The 18,093-nt window shown below is 56.5% G+C and carries 15 protein-coding genes and 1 pseudogene; 6 read left to right on the forward strand and 10 right to left on the reverse strand.

Annotated elements, in window-relative coordinates; all coding sequences use genetic code 11:
- Window position 1: 1 nt before the first annotated feature.
- The 3 genes from galS to folE all read right to left on the reverse strand — a co-directional run bounded on the left by galS (window position 2) and on the right by folE (window position 3,021).
- Window positions 2–1,024: an HTH-type transcriptional regulator GalS gene (gene galS, locus ABLU96_RS23635; RefSeq protein ID WP_064404613.1), complete on the reverse strand. Its 1,023-nt coding sequence runs from the start codon at window positions 1,022–1,024 to the stop codon at window positions 2–4.
- Window positions 1,025–1,179: 155 nt separating this feature from the next.
- Window positions 1,180–2,337 carry a DUF418 domain-containing protein YeiB gene (yeiB, locus tag ABLU96_RS23640; protein WP_025106752.1) on the reverse strand — a complete coding sequence of 386 codons (1,158 nt, stop codon included), beginning with the start codon at window positions 2,335–2,337 and terminating at the stop codon, window positions 1,180–1,182.
- Between the two features lie 15 nt (window positions 2,338–2,352).
- Window positions 2,353–3,021 (reverse strand): GTP cyclohydrolase I FolE, encoded by a 669-nt coding sequence (folE, locus tag ABLU96_RS23645; RefSeq protein WP_004103895.1) that lies wholly within the window; start codon window positions 3,019–3,021, stop codon window positions 2,353–2,355.
- Between the two features lie 368 nt (window positions 3,022–3,389).
- Between folE and fghA the strand changes: the two genes are divergently transcribed.
- The 3 genes and pseudogenes from fghA (at window position 3,390) to ABLU96_RS23660 (ending at window position 4,675) form a co-directional block, all read left to right on the forward strand.
- Complete coding sequence (fghA, locus tag ABLU96_RS23650; protein WP_064404479.1) at window positions 3,390–4,226, forward strand: S-formylglutathione hydrolase; 837 nt, start codon at window positions 3,390–3,392, stop codon at window positions 4,224–4,226.
- 237 nt (window positions 4,227–4,463) lie between these two features.
- Window positions 4,464–4,616: pseudogene (locus ABLU96_RS23655) on the forward strand (Hok/Gef family protein); the annotation flags it as partial.
- Window positions 4,565–4,675 carry a DUF5431 family protein gene (locus ABLU96_RS23660; RefSeq protein WP_305955786.1) on the forward strand — a complete coding sequence of 37 codons (111 nt, stop codon included), beginning with the start codon at window positions 4,565–4,567 and terminating at the stop codon, window positions 4,673–4,675. The pseudogene ABLU96_RS23655 and the gene ABLU96_RS23660, both read left to right, overlap by 52 nt.
- Window positions 4,676–4,785: 110 nt before the next feature.
- Here ABLU96_RS23660 and cirA read toward each other — a convergent pair whose 3' ends face one another.
- The 3 genes from cirA to yieE form a co-directional block, all read right to left on the reverse strand.
- Complete coding sequence (gene cirA / locus ABLU96_RS23665; RefSeq protein ID WP_049080623.1) at window positions 4,786–6,759, reverse strand: catecholate siderophore receptor CirA; 1,974 nt, start codon at window positions 6,757–6,759, stop codon at window positions 4,786–4,788.
- 303 nt (window positions 6,760–7,062) lie between these two features.
- Window positions 7,063–8,532: an amino acid permease gene (locus ABLU96_RS23670; protein ID WP_004852681.1), complete on the reverse strand. Its 1,470-nt coding sequence runs from the start codon at window positions 8,530–8,532 to the stop codon at window positions 7,063–7,065.
- A 159-nt stretch (window positions 8,533–8,691) separates the two neighbouring features.
- Window positions 8,692–9,558 (reverse strand): DNA-binding transcriptional regulator YeiE, encoded by an 867-nt coding sequence (gene yieE / locus ABLU96_RS23675; protein WP_014839059.1) that lies wholly within the window; start codon window positions 9,556–9,558, stop codon window positions 8,692–8,694.
- A gap of 173 nt (window positions 9,559–9,731) precedes the next feature.
- Between yieE and ABLU96_RS23680 the strand changes: the two genes are divergently transcribed.
- From ABLU96_RS23680 to ABLU96_RS23690, 3 genes are all read left to right on the forward strand, one after another.
- Window positions 9,732–10,781, forward strand: coding sequence for a YeiH family protein (locus ABLU96_RS23680; RefSeq protein WP_064357828.1), 1,050 nt, complete (start codon window positions 9,732–9,734; stop codon window positions 10,779–10,781).
- A gap of 96 nt (window positions 10,782–10,877) precedes the next feature.
- On the forward strand, window positions 10,878–11,735 hold the full coding sequence (gene nfo, locus ABLU96_RS23685) for a deoxyribonuclease IV (RefSeq protein WP_014230162.1): 858 nt from the start codon (window positions 10,878–10,880) through the stop codon (window positions 11,733–11,735).
- Between the two features lies 1 nt (window position 11,736).
- A complete protein-coding gene (locus ABLU96_RS23690; protein ID WP_014839060.1) occupies window positions 11,737–12,828 on the forward strand; it encodes a sugar kinase in 1,092 nt (363 codons plus the stop codon).
- Between the two features lie 31 nt (window positions 12,829–12,859).
- Here ABLU96_RS23690 and ABLU96_RS23695 read toward each other — a convergent pair whose 3' ends face one another.
- The 4 genes from ABLU96_RS23695 to fruA all read right to left on the reverse strand — a co-directional run bounded on the left by ABLU96_RS23695 (window position 12,860) and on the right by fruA (window position 18,082).
- The gene (locus ABLU96_RS23695) at window positions 12,860–14,110 is read right to left on the reverse strand and encodes a NupC/NupG family nucleoside CNT transporter (RefSeq protein WP_064404477.1); all 1,251 of its coding nucleotides are present in this window, start codon (window positions 14,108–14,110) and stop codon (window positions 12,860–12,862) included.
- Between the two features lie 95 nt (window positions 14,111–14,205).
- Window positions 14,206–15,141 carry a pseudouridine-5'-phosphate glycosidase gene (locus tag ABLU96_RS23700; protein WP_004852691.1) on the reverse strand — a complete coding sequence of 312 codons (936 nt, stop codon included), beginning with the start codon at window positions 15,139–15,141 and terminating at the stop codon, window positions 14,206–14,208.
- Window positions 15,134–16,069: a pseudouridine kinase gene (locus tag ABLU96_RS23705; RefSeq protein WP_025106748.1), complete on the reverse strand. Its 936-nt coding sequence runs from the start codon at window positions 16,067–16,069 to the stop codon at window positions 15,134–15,136. The genes ABLU96_RS23700 and ABLU96_RS23705 overlap by 8 nt, the downstream gene beginning before the upstream one ends.
- Window positions 16,070–16,393: 324 nt before the next feature.
- On the reverse strand, window positions 16,394–18,082 hold the full coding sequence (gene fruA / locus ABLU96_RS23710; RefSeq protein ID WP_014230167.1) for a PTS fructose transporter subunit IIBC: 1,689 nt from the start codon (window positions 18,080–18,082) through the stop codon (window positions 16,394–16,396).
- Window positions 18,083–18,093 lie beyond the last annotated feature (11 nt).

An 18,093-nucleotide genomic window follows, 5' to 3' on the forward strand; every position in this document is an offset into this window, starting at 1 on the left:
ATTAGTTAGTGATCGGCCCCACAATTTGCCTCTGCGCCACCGAATGTCGGCGCACCAGCGTCGGCATAAAGCAGTGGCTGGCGTCACGATCCAGCTTTCCCGCCGCGCCCTGTAGCGCCAACTCTGTCGCCAGTTTCGCCATCGACATAATCGGATAACGGACCGTTGTCAGCTGCGGGTCGGTGTAACGGGAAATGGGGATATCATCAAAACCGATCAGCGAAAGATGCTGCGGTACGGCAATGCCGTTATCTTTAAGCGTCGTGAGCGCGCCGGCCGCCATACTGTCGTTGTAGGCGAAAACCGCGCTCAGACCAAGGTTGCGCCCCAGCAGTTCGACCATCGCCGTCTCACCGCCCTGCATATCCGGCGACCCGGATCCCACCCAGCTTTCGGGAGCGACAATGCCGTGTTCATGTAACGCCCTTAACCACCCTTCTCGCCGTAAATCATCATCTTCAATGCCGTGATTGGAAGAGAGGTAGCCGATGCGCTGGTGACCATGATTGAGCAGCATGCGGGTCGCCATCAGCGCGCCGCTGACGTTATCCAGTCCAACGCAGCGGTGGGCGTATCCCGGCACGATGCGGTTAATCAGCACCATTCCCGGCATATGCTCCATAAAATCCCCCAGCTCCGCGTCGCTCAGCGCTTTAGAGTGGACGATCAGCGCTGAACAGCGCTGGCGAATCAGCACCTCAATGGCGTTACGCTCTTTTTCCGCTTCATGATAGCTGTTGCCGATTAGCACATATTTCTGATGCTGCTGGGCGACGGTATCAACCGCTTTGACCAGCGCGCCAAAAAAGGCGTCCGACACGTCCATCACGACCACGCCGATGGTATCGCTGACCTGCGTCGCCAGCGCCTGCGCGTTGGCGTTTGGCCGATAGCCCAACAGCGTTACCGCCTTCATTACCGCTTCTCGCGTATCCGGGCTCACCAGCGCGCTGTTATTCAGCACGCGCGAAACCGTCGCGACGGAAACACCCGCCTGGCGGGCGACATCACGAATGGTGATCATACTCACCGACCTGTAGAGCATTGCAGTACGTCACACTCACCTCCTGTGTTCAGCAAGGAGGCTATTCTGGCAGCGACGTGCCGTACGCTACGTGAGTGAGGTCACAGGGATGGAAACGGTTACATCCATTTTGTTAATGATTGTGATCCAGATCGTTATCTGGATGTATCTTTTAATGATGTCCCCGACGCACGCAGGGTGAATTGACGCCATAGCCACTCAACGGGCCCTTGACGGAAATGACGTAGCCAAAACCACGAGAAGAGAAGATTAACCGCCCATACGGCCGGTACGAAGGCTAACAGCTGTAAGCGGTCATACTTCATAAACAGGCCGAAGCGGTAGAACAGGGTAGTGCAAATCAGGGTCTGCAGCAGATAGTTGGTTAGCGCCATGCGCCCGACGCAGGCAATCGCCCCCACCAGACGACTCTGACACAGCTGCGGCCAGAAGCCCCAGGCCAGCGCCGCGTAGCCGATGGTTTGCAGCGGCGCGCCCAGCTCCCGCGGCGCCTGTAGCAAAAATGCGCACCAGCGGTAGTCCCAGCCAAGATGCCACTGGGCAATAATCGAGGGCAAGTTGACCGCCATTCCGGCCGCAATCAGCAGCACGCCGGTACGCCGATAGTGGTGAAGGCTGAACTGCCCTTTGAGCCAGCCGCTGCGCATCAGCGCGGCGCCCATCAGCATCATACCGGCCAGCTGCCAGCCGTACTGCGCGCCCAGCGCCAGCAGGTTATCCGACAGCATATCCGCACGATTGCTCACCGCTTCAAAGCCGCCTTTTAGCTTCCAGTACTGCTCGTACTGCAAATTTGCCGCGTCCGGCAGCCACGAACGATTGGGCGTATTGCCGGAAATCAATCCCAGCAACAGCAGTACCGCCACGCCGATAACGTACAGCACCACGCCGGTATTAAACAGCGATTTGACATCGTGCGCGTCGCGCACCATTCGCCAGCCCACCAGCCCGACCAGCGCATAGGCCAGCAGAATATCGCCGTCCCAGAAAAACAGTCCGTGAATAAAGCCAAGCAGCGCCAGCAGCGTCAGGCGCGACTGGATCCAGCGCTTGCCGCGCGGCAGCAGAAGCTGAAGTCCGGCGCCAAACAGCAGGGCGAATAGGGTCAGGAATTTGACCTGCGCCAGCAGATCGAGAATCGCCCAGGTCCAGGCGTCGCTGGCGGAAATGTTCCCGGACCACGCCGGGTTGAGGTAAGCGGCCTTCGGTAAACCGAAGGCGCTGATATTCAGTAGCAGGATACCGAGGATGGCGACGCCGCGGACAAAGTCCAGCGTGACATTTCTCTCCATGTACCCTGCTCCGTTTTAGTTGTGGTGACGTACGGCGCGCAGGAACTCCTGGCGGGTATTCTGGCTGGATTTAAACAGGCCGCCCAGCGACGTGGTGGTGGTGGCGCTGGTGGCATCGCGAATGCCGCGCGCTTTCACGCAGTAGTGCACCGCATCGATGGAAACCGCGACGTTGCTGGTCCCCAGCAGCGTTTGCAGCGCGGTAAGGATCTGCTGCGTCAGCCGCTCCTGCACCTGCGGACGCTGGGAGAAGAACTGCACGATACGGTTAATTTTCGACAGGCCAATCACCGAATCTTTCGGGATATAGGCCACCGTGGCTTTGCCGTCAATGGTCACAAAATGGTGTTCACAGGTGCTGGTCAGGGTGATATCGCGCACGGTCACCATTTCATCAACCTGCATCTTATTTTCGATGACGGTGATTTTGGGGAACCGGGCGTAGTCCAGTCCGGAGAAGATCTCATCGACGTACATTTTGGCGATGCGATGCGGGGTCTCCATCAGGCTGTCATCACTTAGATCAAGGTTTAACAGCTGCATAATCTCGGTCATGTGTCCGGCGATCAGACGCTTGCGAGTTTCATTATCAATTTCTTGTACTGGCGGACGCAGCGGCGTCTCCAGCCCACGAGCGACCAGCGCTTCATGAACGAGTATGGCTTCTTTACTCAGTGATGACATTTTTGTTCTCCTGCAGGTGTGGCGCTCTTTGCTCTTCTGAGGGCAAAGTTTGTATTCATTGTGCGTGAGGTGACGCACAGAATCCAGTAGCCGCATCGATAATTGTTGAAATTGGCGTCACCTCTCGTTCCACGCCGCCAGACCAGCGCACTACGATGCGTCACGCAACGCCCTGCTCACCTTGCCGCAACCAAGCCAATCGCCGACCCATAGCGCGACGCCTGCCGCTGCGGCAAGGTCAGCATGTTGGTTAAAAGTTGCATTAATGATGCAATACGTTCCGAAAAGGAGGAAGTGAAAGTTACTCACGAGGGCATGAAATATCTGTATTATGGAAAATTACGCCTGAGACACTTAAGGAGCCCTGCATGGAACTGCTCGAAGAGCACCGCTGTTTTGAAGGTCGGCAGCAACGCTGGCGGCACGACTCCGCAACGCTGAACTGCGCAATGACCTTCAGCATCTTTTTACCTCCCGCCGCCGCTGACGCGCCGCCGCCGGTTCTCTACTGGCTCTCCGGCCTGACCTGCAACGATGAAAACTTCACCACCAAAGCGGGCGCTCAGCGCGTCGCCGCCGAACTGGGCATTGCGCTGGTGATGCCGGACACCAGTCCGCGCGGTGATAACGTTGCCGACGATAGCGCTTACGATCTGGGGAAAGGCGCGGGCTTTTATCTCAATGCCACCCAGGCGCCGTGGTCCGCGCATTTCCGCATGTACGATTACCTTCGCGACGAGCTGCCGCAGCTGATTGTCCGCGAGTTTAATCTCAGCGACCGCTGCGCCATTAGCGGGCATTCCATGGGCGGCCACGGCGCGCTGGTGATGGCGCTGAAGAATCCGGGCCGCTTCGTCAGCGTTTCCGCGTTCGCGCCTATCGTTAACCCGACCCAAGTTCCCTGGGGCAAAAAAGCGTTTACCGCCTATCTGGGAGCGGATGAAGCGGCCTGGCAGGCCTGGGACAGCTGCGCGTTAATGCAGGCCAGCAGCGAGTCAGATGCGATTCCAACCCTGATTGACCAGGGTGACAGCGATACATTCCTCGCCGAACAGCTGCAGCCGGCGGTGCTGGCGGAAACCGCGCGTCAGAAAAGCTGGCCGTTAACCCTGCGTATTCAGCCCGGTTACGATCACAGCTACTACTTTATCGCCTCATTTATTGAGGACCACCTGCGCTTCCATGCCCGGCACCTCTTCTCCTGATCCTTTCAATGCGTCGTGAAGCACCTTCCCGGCGCATTGATACGCAAAATGCCTCATCATCCAATAGTCATAAAAACTAATATATACAGAGAGATAGTGTATTTTCCGTCGTCGGGGGGTATGATTTTTGGCGGCGCTTGAGGCTTTCGCCTCAGAGCAGGATTGAGTTTTACCGTTGTGCTGAGGCAGAAAGAAGAAAGCCCCGAAGGTAATGTAATCACCCACGAGGCTGTCCCGATGCCTAGACAACATCAGGTTAGTCTCTTACCCGCCGTAAGGCAAGGAGAACAAACCATGAAGGTACCGCCCAACGTCCCGATCTGGTGTCTGCTCATCGTGTGTATCACGCTATTAGCGTTCACCCTGATGGTAAGAAAATCGCTTTGCGAAATTCGCTACCGCGATACGAACAGGGAGGTAGCTGCTTTTATGGCTTACGAATCCGGTAAGTAGCCACCTGGAGCGGTGGGTTCGCCCACCGCTTTTCCGTCTGGCTTCACCCTGAGCGCCTTTAGCGAGGGCTGGCAGGGAAATCTGCCAGCCCTCTTTTATCGCCCGGTTAGAAGCGGTAATCGACGGCCATAAAGTAGCGGCGGCCTTCTTCCGTATAGCTATAGTCGTCGCGGCTCAGATCCTTATCGCCCACGTTGAGTACCCCGGAGCGCAGCTTGACGTTTTTGGTGACGTTCCAGGCCGCGCCGATATCAAACATAGTGTAGCCGCCGGGCGTTTTGCCCGTCGCGCTGACCGAACGCTGTTCGCCGGTATAGTTGGCGGTGACGTAGAAGGACCAGTCGTCCAGCGGTTTCCAGTCGAGGGTACCGTTAGCGGTATGGAACGGCAGCGTTTGCAGCGGTTTATCGCCGCCGTTACTCAGGTCGCGACCATCGTTGTAGGTGTAGTTTACCGTCAGCTTCCATTCGTCGCCGAACGGCACCTTCAATTCCGTTTCTACCCCTTTGATACGCGCCTTATTGACGTTGAAGTAGCGGAATACCGGCACGCGCTTACCGTTCACCGTTTTCCAGCCGACAAAATTCGGGTAGCCCGGCGCTTCGCTGGCGCTGGAAGTACGCAGGATATCGATCATATCGTCAACGTTATTCTGGAAGGTGGTGACGCTTCCTTCCACGCCTTCAAGCCAGCCCTCTTCGCCGCGATAGTAAAGACCCAGTTCGAAGCTTTCGCTGGTTTCCGGTTTCAGATCCGGGTTACCGATAATGCTGCACGAGCCGCGGCAGGAGTTGGTGGTCCAGTCCGGGTTCAGCTGCAGCAGGGATGGCGCTTTAAATGCCGTCGCCCAGCCGCCCTTCACGGTCACGGTATCGGTGGCGTTATACACCAGATAAGCACGCGGGCTCCAGTGATCGCCATAGGTCTGGTGATCGTCCATACGGATGCCGGTGGTTAAGGCCAGAGGTTCGATTATCCGCCATTCATCTTCCAGGAACAGCGCGTACTGGCTGGCGGAAGTGGATTTACCGCCGCTGCTCAGGTTGACCGGATCTTTCAGCTTATCGTGACGCCATTCGCCGCCGAAGGTCAGCAGCTGGTTGATCATGCCCAGCGGCAGAACGTATTTGCCATCCACCGAGTTACTCTCAGATGTGATCGTTCCGGCCTGGCCCGGATTTTTATTATCCACTTTCTCGCCGTAGAATTTCAGCTCGCTATTGCCGACATCCCAGCGGCCGTTGTGGCTCAGGGAGTAGTTCTGGCGCTCAAGGCGGTTGCGGTCAAGAGAGTCGGAATCCCGATCCTGGCGGTCAAAACCGTAGCCTGCGGTGATGTCCTGATTATCATTGGGCGTCCAGGCGAATTCGACGTTGCCGTCGCGGCTGGTGAAGCCTTCAATACGCGGCGTTTCGCCAGCTGCGTTGCTGGAAGCCTGCTGATCGTCCTTGGCGCGCTTTGCAAGGCTGCCGTAGGCTTTCATCCCCAGCACGCCGTCAATCAGCGGGCCGCTGGTAAAGAACTGACCGTTGTACGTATCGCCGCGATCGCGGTGTTCCTGAATGGTGGTATCCGCGCTGAGGGTGCCCGTCCACTGCTGACCGACTTTTTTGGTGATGATATTGACCACGCCGCCGAGGGCGTCGGAACCATAGAGGGAAGACATCGGCCCGCGCACCACTTCGATACGCTCAATGGCATCAACCGGGATCCAGTTGAGGTCAAAATCGTTGTGGCGGAAAACGGCGTTGCGCGAGTTAACGCGTTTGCCGTCAACGAGGATCAGCGTATAGCCGCTGCTGAGGCCGCGAATGCTCACCCCTTTGCGGTTATCCCCTTCGTTGGTGAGCTGCACGCCCGGCACTTCCCGCAGTACATCCTTCAGGTTTTGTACCGGTCTACGCTGCAGATCCTGTTGGGTGATAACGCTAATACTGGCGGGCGCATCTTTGACGCTCTGTTCAGTTGCCGCAGCGGTGACGACCAGCGTTTCTTCGTTAACGTCGGCGAGCGCCGGAAACGCCAGGGATACGACGGACGCGCATAATCCGGCCCGGACAAAAGGGTTTAGCCTGAACATTCCATATCTCCATGAGGTGTACAACAAAACAAACAAAAAAGGTCCTGCTCACAGGTACTGTCGGCATAGCGCTCTAACGGCGTATGCGCGCAATTTTTTACAGTAGATGTGGCTGGTCGCCCCTTGTCAGTCTGACCCTCTGCAAGATACGGGGATTGGCTTCATCCTGAATTTGGCGGAAATGATAAAGATAATGATTACAATTATCAATAAAATTATGAATAACTGTATCAACATGTAAGAATCGCAGACATAAAAAAACCCTCTCGATGAGAGGGTTTTATCTTACGGCGTCAGCTGACCTTAGCTTTTAAAACGCTCCGGGAACTTCATTTCGCTGTAGCGCACAAAACGCGTTCCTTTCGCCAGCTTGTAACCGAACCAGATCACCAGGAACAGCGGAATGCCGATATAGGTTGCCGCCACGCCGCCCCAGTCGATGGTATCTTTGAGGAACGCTTCGTAATTCTGGCCCAGGGTAATGATCAGGCACAGCACGAAAGCGAAGATCGGCCCCAGCGGGAAAAAGCCGGAACGATACGGCAGATCGTTGAGATCGTTCCCCTGCAGCACGTAGCCACGACGGAAGCGATAGTGGCTAATGGCAATCCCCAGCCAGGCGATAAAGCCGGTCATGCCGGAGGTATTCAGCAGCCACAGGTAAACGGTCTGATTACCGAACATCGAGCTCAGGAAGCACAGCCCTGCAATCACCGTGGTGGCATACAGCGCATTACGCGGCACGCCGCCTTTAGACAGCTTAGAGAAAATACGCGGCGCTTTGCCATCGCAGGCCAGGGTGTAGAGCATGCGGGTGGACGCGTACATTCCGGAGTTACCCGCCGACAGTACCGCCGTCAGAATAACCGCGTTCATAATCGCCGCCGCCGACAGCAGCCCCGCGTGCTGGAAGACCAGCGTGAACGGGCTGACGGAAATATCTTTCACGTCGTTACGCAGCAGGCTCGGGTCGGTATACGGAATAATCAGGCTGATGATCAGGATGGCGAACACATAGAACAGCAGGATACGCCAGAACACCTGCCGCACGGCGCGCGGAATGTTCTTCTCCGGGTTTTCCGACTCGCCGGCCGCGATGCCGATAAGCTCGGTTCCCTGGAACGAGAAGCCGACAATCATCGCCACGCCAATCATCGCCGCAAAGCCGCCGGCAAACGGCGCATCGTCGACAACCCAGTTGCTCCAGCCCGCAGGCTGTGCGCCTTTAAAGATGCCAAAGATCATCATCACGCCGACAATAATAAAGATGATGACGGTGGCCACTTTGATCAGCGAGAACCAGTATTCCGCTTCACCAAAGCCTTTTACCGAGATCCAGTTCAGCAGGAACATGATGCCGAGGAACAGCGCGCTCCAGACCCAGCCGGGTGCATCGGGGAACCAGTAGGTCATCACCAGCTGAGCGGCAACGAGGTCAACGGCGATGGTCACCGCCCAGTTGTACCAGTAGTTCCAGCCCAGCGCGAAGCCAAAGCCTTCCTCAACGTAATTCTGCCCGTAGGTGGCAAAAGAGCCGGACACCGGCATAAACGCCGCCAGCTCGCCGAGGCTGGTCATCAGGAAATAAACCATCAGGCCGATGAGAATATAAGAGAGCAGCGCCCCACCCGGGCCCGCCTGAGAAATCGTTGCGCCAGAGGCAACAAAAAGACCTGTACCTATGGAACCGCCAATCGCGATCATGGTCAAGTGGCGCGCCTTCAGTTCACGACGTAAACCGGGCGCTTCTGTGGTTTTAGTATCCGAAACCATGTGAAAATGCTATCCATCCAAAAAACGAGGCGAGATTGTAGCAGAGTGTCTGTGATCCATCCGATACAATTGCAAAGTTATAAGAGAGCTTCATGATCGAGCATGGATTATTAGTAAAGCATGAAATCCCGAAAACGCCAGCGCGCTTGGCGTCCGCTTTTACACGTCGCAATAATGCAGAAACCGCTGTAATGCCTTGGAAATATGCTTCTGCCGGTGATGAATGCGCCACAAGGTGCGGGTTAAGCGCGGCAGCGGAATCGTCAGCTCCACCAGCGATCCAACTTCAAGCTGCTCCGCCACCACGCGTCGCGACAGGCAGCTAATGCCCAGACCGTGGCGCACCGCGTGCTTAATGGCTTCCGAGTTGCCCAGCTCCATCCCAAGATGAAACGCCGGTAAATGCGAGAGTAATAAATAGTCGACGATTTCCCGGGTCCCGGAGCCGTGCTCGCGTAAAATCCACGGCGCTTCCGCCAGCCGTTGCAGCGTCACCTCCCCTGCCAGCAGCGGCGAATCCGGCGCAGCAAAGACCACCAGCTCATCTTCCAGCCAGGGTTCGGCGATAATATCCGCGGCGTGACAGGGACCTTCAATCAGCCCGATATCCACGCGCAGATCGGCCACCGCATTGATCACGTCCTGGCTATTGCCCACGCTCAGCTCCAGCGGTAAATCCGGCAGATCCCGTCGATAGCGCGCAATGATTTCCGGCAGAATATAGTTGCCGATGGTGCTGCTGGCGTAGACGCGGATCGCGCCGTTGTCGCCGCGAAACAGCTGCTCTATCTCCAGCGCCCGCTCCAGCAGCGCCAGCGCCCGCGGATAAAGCAGCCTGCCGTGCTCGTTGACCACCAGCCTTTTCCCTACGCGGTCAAAGAGCTGCACCCCCAGCTGCCCTTCCAGTTCGGTCAGCGCCGCGCTAACCGCCGACTGGGAAAGCGCCAGCATTTGCGACGCCTGAGTGGTCGATCCGCTTTTTAAAACTTCAGCAAAAACTTCCAGCTGACGTAGCGTGATATGCATATTTTTTCCTGCCTTTATAGACGACTCGCGATCCGCGGCGTGAGGCTGAGGCCCATCGTTCTCAAATCGCAAAACCGCGTTTTTACCACTTATTTCGATTAATTATAAATATATAATCAATTTTATATTTAAACCAGCGAGTCGTATGCTTTTCCCAGACAAAGGAGAAGGTTATGACAGCACTCACTTTACCGACTAAACATCGCCCATTGCGGCACTTTGCACCTGGACTGGCGCTCACCGCCCTGCTCACCGGCGCAGCGCTGTGGGCCGGTAGCTTTCCGGCTATCGCCGGCGCGGGCTTCAGCGCCCTCACGCTGGCCATTTTATTCGGCATGGTCATCGGTAACACGGTTTACCCGAAAATCTGGCAGCCCTGCGACGGCGGCGTGATTTTTGCCAAGCAGCACCTGCTGCGCCTCGGCATCATCTTATACGGCTTTCGCCTGACGTTCGCCCAGATTGCCGACGTCGGCGTCGGCGGTATCGTGATTGACGTTCTGACGCTTTCCAGCACCTTTTTGATCGCCTGTTTTCTTGGGCAAAAGGTTTTCGGCCTCGATAAACATACCAGCTGGCTGATTGGCGCCGGCAGCAGCATCTGCGGCGCGGCAGCGGTACTGGCGACGGAACCGGTCGTCAAAGCGGAGGCCAGCAAAGTCACGGTCGCCGTCGCTACTGTGGTGATTTTCGGTACCATTGCCATCTTCCTGTACCCGGCGATTTATCCCTTCCTGGCGCACTGGTTCACGCCGGAAGCCTACGGCATTTATATGGGTTCGACGATGCATGAGGTTGCTCAGGTTGTCGCGGCAGGCCACGCGGTGGGTCCGGACGCGGAAAACGCGGCGGTGATTGCAAAAATGCTGCGCGTGATGATGCTGGCTCCGTTCCTGCTGTTCCTCGCCGCGCGCGTGAAGCAATTAGCCCCGGCAAACGGCGGTGAGAAAAGTAAAATCACCATTCCGTGGTTTGCGATCCTGTTTATTCTGGTGGCGGTGTTTAACTCCTTCCACCTGCTGCCGAAAGCGGTTGTCGATATGCTGGTCACGCTGGATACCGTACTGCTGGCGATGGCGATGGCCGCCCTCGGCCTGACCACCCACGTCAGCGCGCTGAAAAAAGCCGGCGCCAAACCGCTGCTGATGGCGCTGATGCTCTTCGTCTGGCTGATTATCGGCGGCGGCGCGATTAACCTGGCCATTCATAGCCTGATGGCCTGAAGCCCCTCGCTACTCAGGTTGTATTAAGGATGATGTAACTCTCCGGCTAAGCCGCTATCATTACCCTCCCCCCAGCGGCTTAACTGGAGTTTTTTTATGAAATATATTGGAGCGCACGTCAGCGCCTCCGGCGGTGTAGCCAACGCCGCCATTCGCGCAGCCGAAATCGGCGCGACCGCATTTGCCCTCTTTACCAAAAACCAGCGCCAGTGGCGCGCCGCCCCTCTGAGCGACGAAACCATTGCTGAATTCAAAGCCGCCTGCGAAAAGTACCAGTTCGGCCCGGGGCAAATTCTGCCGCACGACAGCTATCTGATAAACCTCGGTCATCCGGTTGAGGACGCGCTGGAAAAATCCCGCGATGCCTTTATTGATGAACTCTCCCGCTGCCAGCAGCTCGGCCTGACGCTGCTGAATTTCCATCCGGGTAGCCATCTGCAGCAAATCCCGGAAGACGAATGTCTGGCGCGTATCGCCGAATCGATCAATATCGCGCTGGCAAAAACCGAAGGCGTCACGGCGGTCATTGAAAACACCGCCGGCCAGGGCAGTAACCTGGGCTTTAAGTTTGAGCATCTGGCGGCCATCATCGACGGTGTGGAAGATAAATCACGCGTCGGCGTGTGCATTGATACCTGTCACGCCTTCGCCGCCGGCTACGACCTGCGCAGCGCCGAAGAGTGCGAAAAAACCTTCGCTGATTTCGACCGAATTGTGGGTTTCCAGTATCTGCGCGGTATGCACCTGAACGATGCGAAAAGCGCGTTCGCCAGCCGCGTTGACCGTCACCACAGCCTGGGTGAAGGCAATATTGGCCATGATGCTTTCCGCTGGATTATGCAGGACCGCCGCTTTGACGGTATCCCGCTGATTCTGGAAACGATCAATCCTGATATCTGGGCGGAAGAGATCGCCTGGCTGCGGGCGCAGCAAACGGAAGAGGCCACGGTCTGATATGAACGACAGGGAAAAGCAGATCCTCAAAATTTTGCGGCGCAATCCGCTAATTCAGCAGCATGAGATTGCCGATATTCTGCAGATTAGCCGCTCCCGCGTGGCCGCGCATATTATGGACCTCACGCGTAAGGGGGCCATCAAGGGCAAAGGCTACATCCTTACCGAGCAGGAGTACTGCGTCTCGCTGGGCGCGGTGAATATGGATATCCGCGGAATTGCCGATATTCATTATCCTCAACCGGTCTCCAACCCGGGGAATATCCAGTGCTCCGCCGGCGGCGTGGCGCGGAACATCGCGCATAACCTGGCGCTGCTGGGCCGCGATGTGCATTTGATTTCCGCCGTCGGCAGCGACTTTTACGGCGAAACGCTGCTGGAGCAAACCCGCCAGGCGGGCGTTAACGTGCAAAGCTGTATCCGCCTGCACGGCCATAACACCGCCACCTATCTCTCCATCGCTAACCCGCAGGAAGAGACGGTGCTGGCGATTAACGATACGCATATTTTACAGTCGCTCACGCCCCAGCTGCTGAATCAGTACCGGGATCTGCTGACGCATGCCGGCGTCGTTCTGGTCGATTGTAATTTGACGGAGCAGTCGCTGGAGTGGGTATTTACCCTGGCTAACGGCATTCCGGTATTTGTTGATACCGTGTCCGAGTTTAAAGCGCACCGCATTCGCCCATGGCTGGGGAAGATCCACACCCTCAAACCCACGCTGCGCGAACTCCAGATCCTCTGGGGACAGGCTATCGAAAACGACGCGGATCGCGATCGGGCGCTAGCATGGCTACACGAAAGGGGAACTCAGCGGGTGGTGATTTGCTCGGAAGACGACGCTGTTTTCTGTAGCGAAGCAGGGGGTGAACGCTTCCGGATGAGTCTGCCGGACCATACGACGATAGACAGCTTCGGCGCCGACGATGCGCTAATGGCAGGGCTACTTTATAGCTATCTCGACGGTAGCGACTTTAAAGAGAGCGTCGCTTTCGCCATGGCCTGCACCGCCATCACCCGCGCCAGCGACGGTATCAACAACCCCTCGTTGTCCGTTGATAACGCGCTCAATTTACTTCCCGGCGTGGCGTAGCGCACACCGCAGGCGCGGTGCGCGCAGCCTGTTATGCCAGACCAATAAAGAACCCGGCAATGGTGGCGCTCATCAGGTTAGAGAGCGTGGCCGCCGCCAGGGCGCGCAGCCCAAGCTGGGCAATCTCCGGCGCGCGCTGCGGTGAAATGGCCGAAAACGCCCCGACAACCACGCCGATCGAGCCAAAGTTGGCGAAACCGCACAGCGCGAACGAGATGATCGCAACGGTTTTCACGTCCAGATTGCCGCCGGCTTGCAGATAGGGAGAAAAGTTGAGGTAGGCGACGAATTCGTTTATCGCCAGCTTTTGGCCAATCAGGCTGCCCGCCAGCGTCGCATCGCTCCAGTCAACGCCCATAATCCATGCCAGCGGCGCGAGCAGGAAGCCGAAAATTCCCTCCAGCGTTGCGTGACCGTAGCCAAACCAGCCGCCAATGCCGCCGATAATACCGTTCAGCAGAGCAATAATCGCCACAAACGCCATCACTACCGTTGCCACCCCGGCGGCAATTTTCAGGCCGGTCATTGCCCCTGACGCCGCCGCCTCGATAACGCTTTTCGGCGGCGTCTCGGTGAAGGAGAGATTGTCGAAAGTGACCTGGGATGCTTCGGTTGCCGGACTCAGCATACGGGCAAACAGAATCCCGCCGGGGATAGCCATAAGCGAAGCGGCCAGCAGATAATCAATCGGCACGCCCATACCGGCATAGCCGATCATCATCGACCCGGCGATCGACGCCATCCCGCTGCAAATCGCGGTAAAAAGCTCATTGCGGTTGAGCTTGTTGATAAACGGTTTGACGATCGCCGGGATCTCATTTTGCCCAAGAAAAATGGTGGTCACGGCGACAAAAGACTCAATTTTGCTGATATTCAGCGCCTTCTGGAAGATCCCGCCGAGAATCCGGATCAGCAGCCCCATCACGCCGAGGTAGTAAAGCAGGCTTATCAGCGCGGTGACAAAAATGATGGCGGGCAGCACGCGGAAGGCGAAGATAAAGCCGGCGCCGTCAAACAGCACGTCCATCTTCGGGCCGACCAGTGAACCAAAAATAAACGCGCTTCCGGCGTCGCTATAGGACATGACTTTATGTACCCCAAGCGCGGCCTGCTCGACCAGCCACTTGCCCGGCGGAAAGTAGAGCATCACCCCGCCAATGACGATTTGCAGCAGCAGCGCCGCCCCTACCGTTCTGACGCTGATGTGTTTTTTATTGACTGACAGCGCAAAGGCAATGGCCAGCAACACCACCATCCCCAGAAGACTTCTCATAATGTCCATAATGATATCCTTACCTGGTGGAAAACCCGGCGCGAGCCAGGCTTTCGGTATCGTTGATATCGGGGCGGGCAACCGCAAACGGCCCGCAACTGTCGTCAGGCTACCTGCTGATACTCTTTGGCAATCTCGCAGGCCAGAATGGCGTTGTTGAAGACCAGCTGAATATTGGATTTCAGGCTGTCTCCGCCGGTCAGCTCCGCGACGCGGGCCAGCAGGAACGGCGTACTCGCTTTCCCCACCACGCCCTGCTCTTCCGCCTCCTTCACCGCCCGGTTGATGGCGGCGTTGATTTTCTCTTCCGGCATCGCGAACGCTTCAGGAATGGGGTTCGCCACCACCATGCCGCCATTCAGACCCGACTGCCATTTCACCGCCATCGCTTTGGCGATCTCTTTGGCGCTATTGAGGCGAATGCTGACGTCAAACGGGCTGGTTCGGCAGAAGAATGCCGGCAGCGCAGAGGTTTGATAACCAATAAGCGGAACGCCAAACGTTTCTAAATATTCGGTCGTTAAACCGAGATCGAGAATAGATTTTGCACCGGCGCAGACGACGGTGACGTTGGTATTTGCCAGCTCCTGCAAATCGGCGGAAATATCAAACGTGTGCTCGGCTCCGCGATGTACACCGCCAATTCCGCCGGTGGCGAAAACTTTAATTCCGGCCATTGCTGCAATAATCATGGTGGACGCCACGGTGGTCGCGCCATTTAATCCCGCGGCGACAACAAAGGGTAAATCACGACGACTGACTTTGGCGACGTTATGCCCTTCGCGGCCCAGCAGTTCAATTTCTTCACGGCTTAAGCCAACTTTCATGACGCCATGAATAATCGCAATGGTTGCCGGCACCGCCCCCTGGCGACGAATGGTTTCTTCTACTTCCAGCGCCGTTTGCGCATTTTCCGGAAATGGCATGCCGTGAGAAATAATGGTCGATTCCAGCGCCACTACTGGCTGATTATTTTTCAACGCCTGCTGAACTTCCGCAGAAACCTGTAATAATTCAGAGGAAATATTTAATTCAGACATATTCTTTCTCCACTACCTTTTTTACGTTGGCGTAAGATAATTCAGGGTTATTGGTGAATTCCGATGAGAGCGCCAGAGAAGAGCATCCCTGAGCAAACTTCACCGCTTGCGAAAATGAACAGCCGTCGAGCCAGCAGCAGGCAAGGCCGGCCATCATGGCGTCACCGGCGCCGGTGACGTTAACGACCTGAGTTTTCAGCGGCGCTGACCAGCCGCGTTCGCCCTCTTTCTCACTGTAGTAAACCCCGTCGCCGCCCATGCTCAGCACCAGGCGCTTCAGGCCACGCTGATGAAACCAGTCGGCAACGCGCGCGACGTCATCCGTGCCGGACAGCGCGATGCCGCTCAGCGTTTCAGCTTCAATTCGGTTCGGTTTCAGGGTGTGAATACGCCCCAGATGCTGGCTGATTTTCACGCACTTCCAGGCTGAAACCGGATCGACAAAAACGGGCGTTGCGCCGCTATTTTCCATCAGCCAGGCGAGAGCGGCCTCGCTGATATTGCAATCAACGACAATCACCGCGGCATTGCGGATAAAATCATGATGCTGTCTTAAAAACGCTGGCGTAATATGTTCAGTGATGCTCATATCATTAATCGCCACCAGCATTTCACCGGTATTATCAAGCAGCGATAAATAGCTTGAAGTACCTTCCCCCTGGATAACCTGACATTTATCGACGTGAACCCCGGACTGGGCCGTTTGTTTTAATAGAGAGTGGCCATAAAAATCGTCACCGACAACCGATAATAGCCACGCTGTTTTATTTAACAAGGCAATGTTTTGCGCAATGTTTCGCCCTACGCCGCCGGGAGTATATTTTATTTTCCCGGGGTTAGAATCCGCATAGTTCAACGATACATTGGAATAACCAGCAACATCCATATTTGCCGATCCAATAATTACAACGTAATCATTTTCAGGCATAAAAATACCCTCCAGCATAAAAAATGCTATGGCAGTGGAATTATTGAATATCAATAAATAAGCATACTCCCATTCATTACCCCTCAATAAACACATGTTTGAATGTGAACATGTGTTTATGTTAAGCGCAATGTTTTTAAAGTAAAGAGGTCAGCAAGAGGGATTTCATATGAACATGAACAAAATCACAAAAAATGACCCGTATGGTTTTTAAACAGTTTAAAAATGCGAAGGAGAGCACATACGGCAGGATGAGCGGGAGGAGATGAGGCATAAAAAAAGGGCAGAGAAGACTCTGCCCTTGAGAACGATTTAATAGGTCGATCAGGCTGCTTTTTCGACTACCTGAACTTCAGGACGTTTCAGCACCGCGTAGGAGAGCCCTGCGACCAGCGTACCGACGACAATCGCCATCAGATAACCGAGTACCGGCGTAATCGCGCCAGGAATCAGCAGGACGAACAGACCGCCGTGCGGCGCCATCAGCTTAGCACCGACCGCCATGGACATCGCGCCGGTGACCGCGCCGCCAACGATACAGCAGGGCAGGACGCGCATCGGGTCGCGAGCAGCGAACGGAATCGCGCCTTCGGTGATAAAGCACAGGCCGAGAACCAGTGCGGCCTTACCGCCTTCCTGCTGCGCTTTGTCGAACTTGTTACGCGCAACCAGCGTCGCCAGACCCAGCGCCAGCGGTGGAACCATACCCGCCGCCATAATGGCCGCCATCGGCGCATAGGTTTGGGTACTCAGAAGACCAACACCAAAGGCGTAGGCCGCTTTGTTCACCGGGCCGCCCATGTCGGTACACATCATACCGCCGAGGATCGCACCGAGCAGAACCGCGTTCGCCGTGCCCATGGTTTGCAGCCAGTGGGTCAACGCTTCGAGGATCCCGGCAACGGGCTTACCAATCAGGTAAATCATCGCCAGACCTACGATCAGGCTGGAAACCAGTGGAATGATCAGGATTGGCTTCAGCGCCTCCATACTTTGCGGCAGTTTCAGCTTCGTACTGATCGCTTTCGCCACGTAACCGGCAAGGAAACCAGCGATGATACCGCCGATAAAGCCGGACCCGGTGCTTACCGCCAGCATACCGCCGATAAGACCCGGCGTCAGGCCCGGACGGTCAGCGATGGAGAAGGCGATAAAGCCCGCCAGTACCGGCACCATCAGCGCGAAGGCTGAGCCCCCACCGATTTGCATCAGCGCGGCGGCCAGGGTGTCTTTCACTTCAAAGGCTTTAATACCAAAAGCGAAGGAGAGCGCGATACACAGACCGCCCGCCACCACCATCGGCAGCATGTACGACACGCCGGTCAGCAGGTGGCGATAGGCGCCAGCGGACTCTTTTTTGCCTTCCGCCGCGGCCTGGGATTTACCCGCAGGCTGATACGGTTTCGCTTCAACAACGGCTTTATCCAGCTCCTGAGCGGTTTTCTTCAGCGCCAGACCGGTGGTGGTGCGATACATCGGCTTACCGGCGAATTTCGCCAGATCCACTTCGATATCGGCAGCCACCACCACCAGATCCGCCTGTTCAACTTCTTCCGGGGTGATTGCATTGCCCGCGCCCACGGAGCCGCGCGTTTCAACTTTCACCCACCAGCCGCGTTTTTTGGCTTCGGTTTCAATCGCTTCCGCCGCCATAAAGGTGTGCGCCACCCCGGTCGGACAGGCGGTGACCGCTACGATGCGTTTCGGACCGTTGGTCGCTGCGGGTACAGCGGCAGCGGCCGGGGCGCTGTAAGGCGTTGCATGGCTTTTGGCCTCACCGAGGAAGAGCTCCGGGTGCGCTACGGCGCGGTTAATATCGCCGAGATAGACCTTTTTGCCGTTCAGCGCGCTGTCGGCCGGCAGCGCCGTGCCCAGCACAATCGCCAGCTCAGCGTCGTTCGGGTTATCAATCAGTTCGAGTTGCGCTTTTTGCGCCGCAGTGCTTAACAGGGTCTTCGCCATATAGGCGCGAGCCTGTCCAAGCCCGGCATCAATAATCAGCAGCGTTTTCATTATGCCTCTCC

Origin of the sequence: Klebsiella sp. CN_Kp106 (genome assembly GCF_040064575.1) — a bacterium.
Lineage (GTDB): Bacteria > Pseudomonadota > Gammaproteobacteria > Enterobacterales > Enterobacteriaceae > Klebsiella > Klebsiella michiganensis.

Bases quoted from the DNA above. Each gene is read 5' to 3' on its own strand.
- galS (WP_064404613.1), bottom strand. From the start codon at position 1,024: ATGATCACCATTCGTGATGTCGCCCGCCAGGCGGGTGTTTCCGTCGCG.
- yeiB (WP_025106752.1), bottom strand. From the start codon at position 2,337: ATGGAGAGAAATGTCACGCTGGACTTTGTCCGCGGCGTCGCCATCCTC.
- folE (WP_004103895.1), bottom strand. From the start codon at position 3,021: ATGTCATCACTGAGTAAAGAAGCCATACTCGTTCATGAAGCGCTGGTC.
- fghA (WP_064404479.1), top strand. From the start codon at position 3,390: ATGGAACTGCTCGAAGAGCACCGCTGTTTTGAAGGTCGGCAGCAACGC.
- cirA (WP_049080623.1), bottom strand. From the start codon at position 6,759: ATGTTCAGGCTAAACCCTTTTGTCCGGGCCGGATTATGCGCGTCCGTC.
- ABLU96_RS23670 (WP_004852681.1), bottom strand. From the start codon at position 8,532: ATGGTTTCGGATACTAAAACCACAGAAGCGCCCGGTTTACGTCGTGAA.
- yieE (WP_014839059.1), bottom strand. From the start codon at position 9,558: ATGCATATCACGCTACGTCAGCTGGAAGTTTTTGCTGAAGTTTTAAAA.
- ABLU96_RS23680 (WP_064357828.1), top strand. From the start codon at position 9,732: ATGACAGCACTCACTTTACCGACTAAACATCGCCCATTGCGGCACTTT.
- nfo (WP_014230162.1), top strand. From the start codon at position 10,878: ATGAAATATATTGGAGCGCACGTCAGCGCCTCCGGCGGTGTAGCCAAC.
- ABLU96_RS23690 (WP_014839060.1), top strand. From the start codon at position 11,737: ATGAACGACAGGGAAAAGCAGATCCTCAAAATTTTGCGGCGCAATCCG.
- ABLU96_RS23695 (WP_064404477.1), bottom strand. From the start codon at position 14,110: ATGGACATTATGAGAAGTCTTCTGGGGATGGTGGTGTTGCTGGCCATT.
- ABLU96_RS23700 (WP_004852691.1), bottom strand. From the start codon at position 15,141: ATGTCTGAATTAAATATTTCCTCTGAATTATTACAGGTTTCTGCGGAA.
- ABLU96_RS23705 (WP_025106748.1), bottom strand. From the start codon at position 16,069: ATGCCTGAAAATGATTACGTTGTAATTATTGGATCGGCAAATATGGAT.
- fruA (WP_014230167.1), bottom strand. From the start codon at position 18,082: ATGAAAACGCTGCTGATTATTGATGCCGGGCTTGGACAGGCTCGCGCC.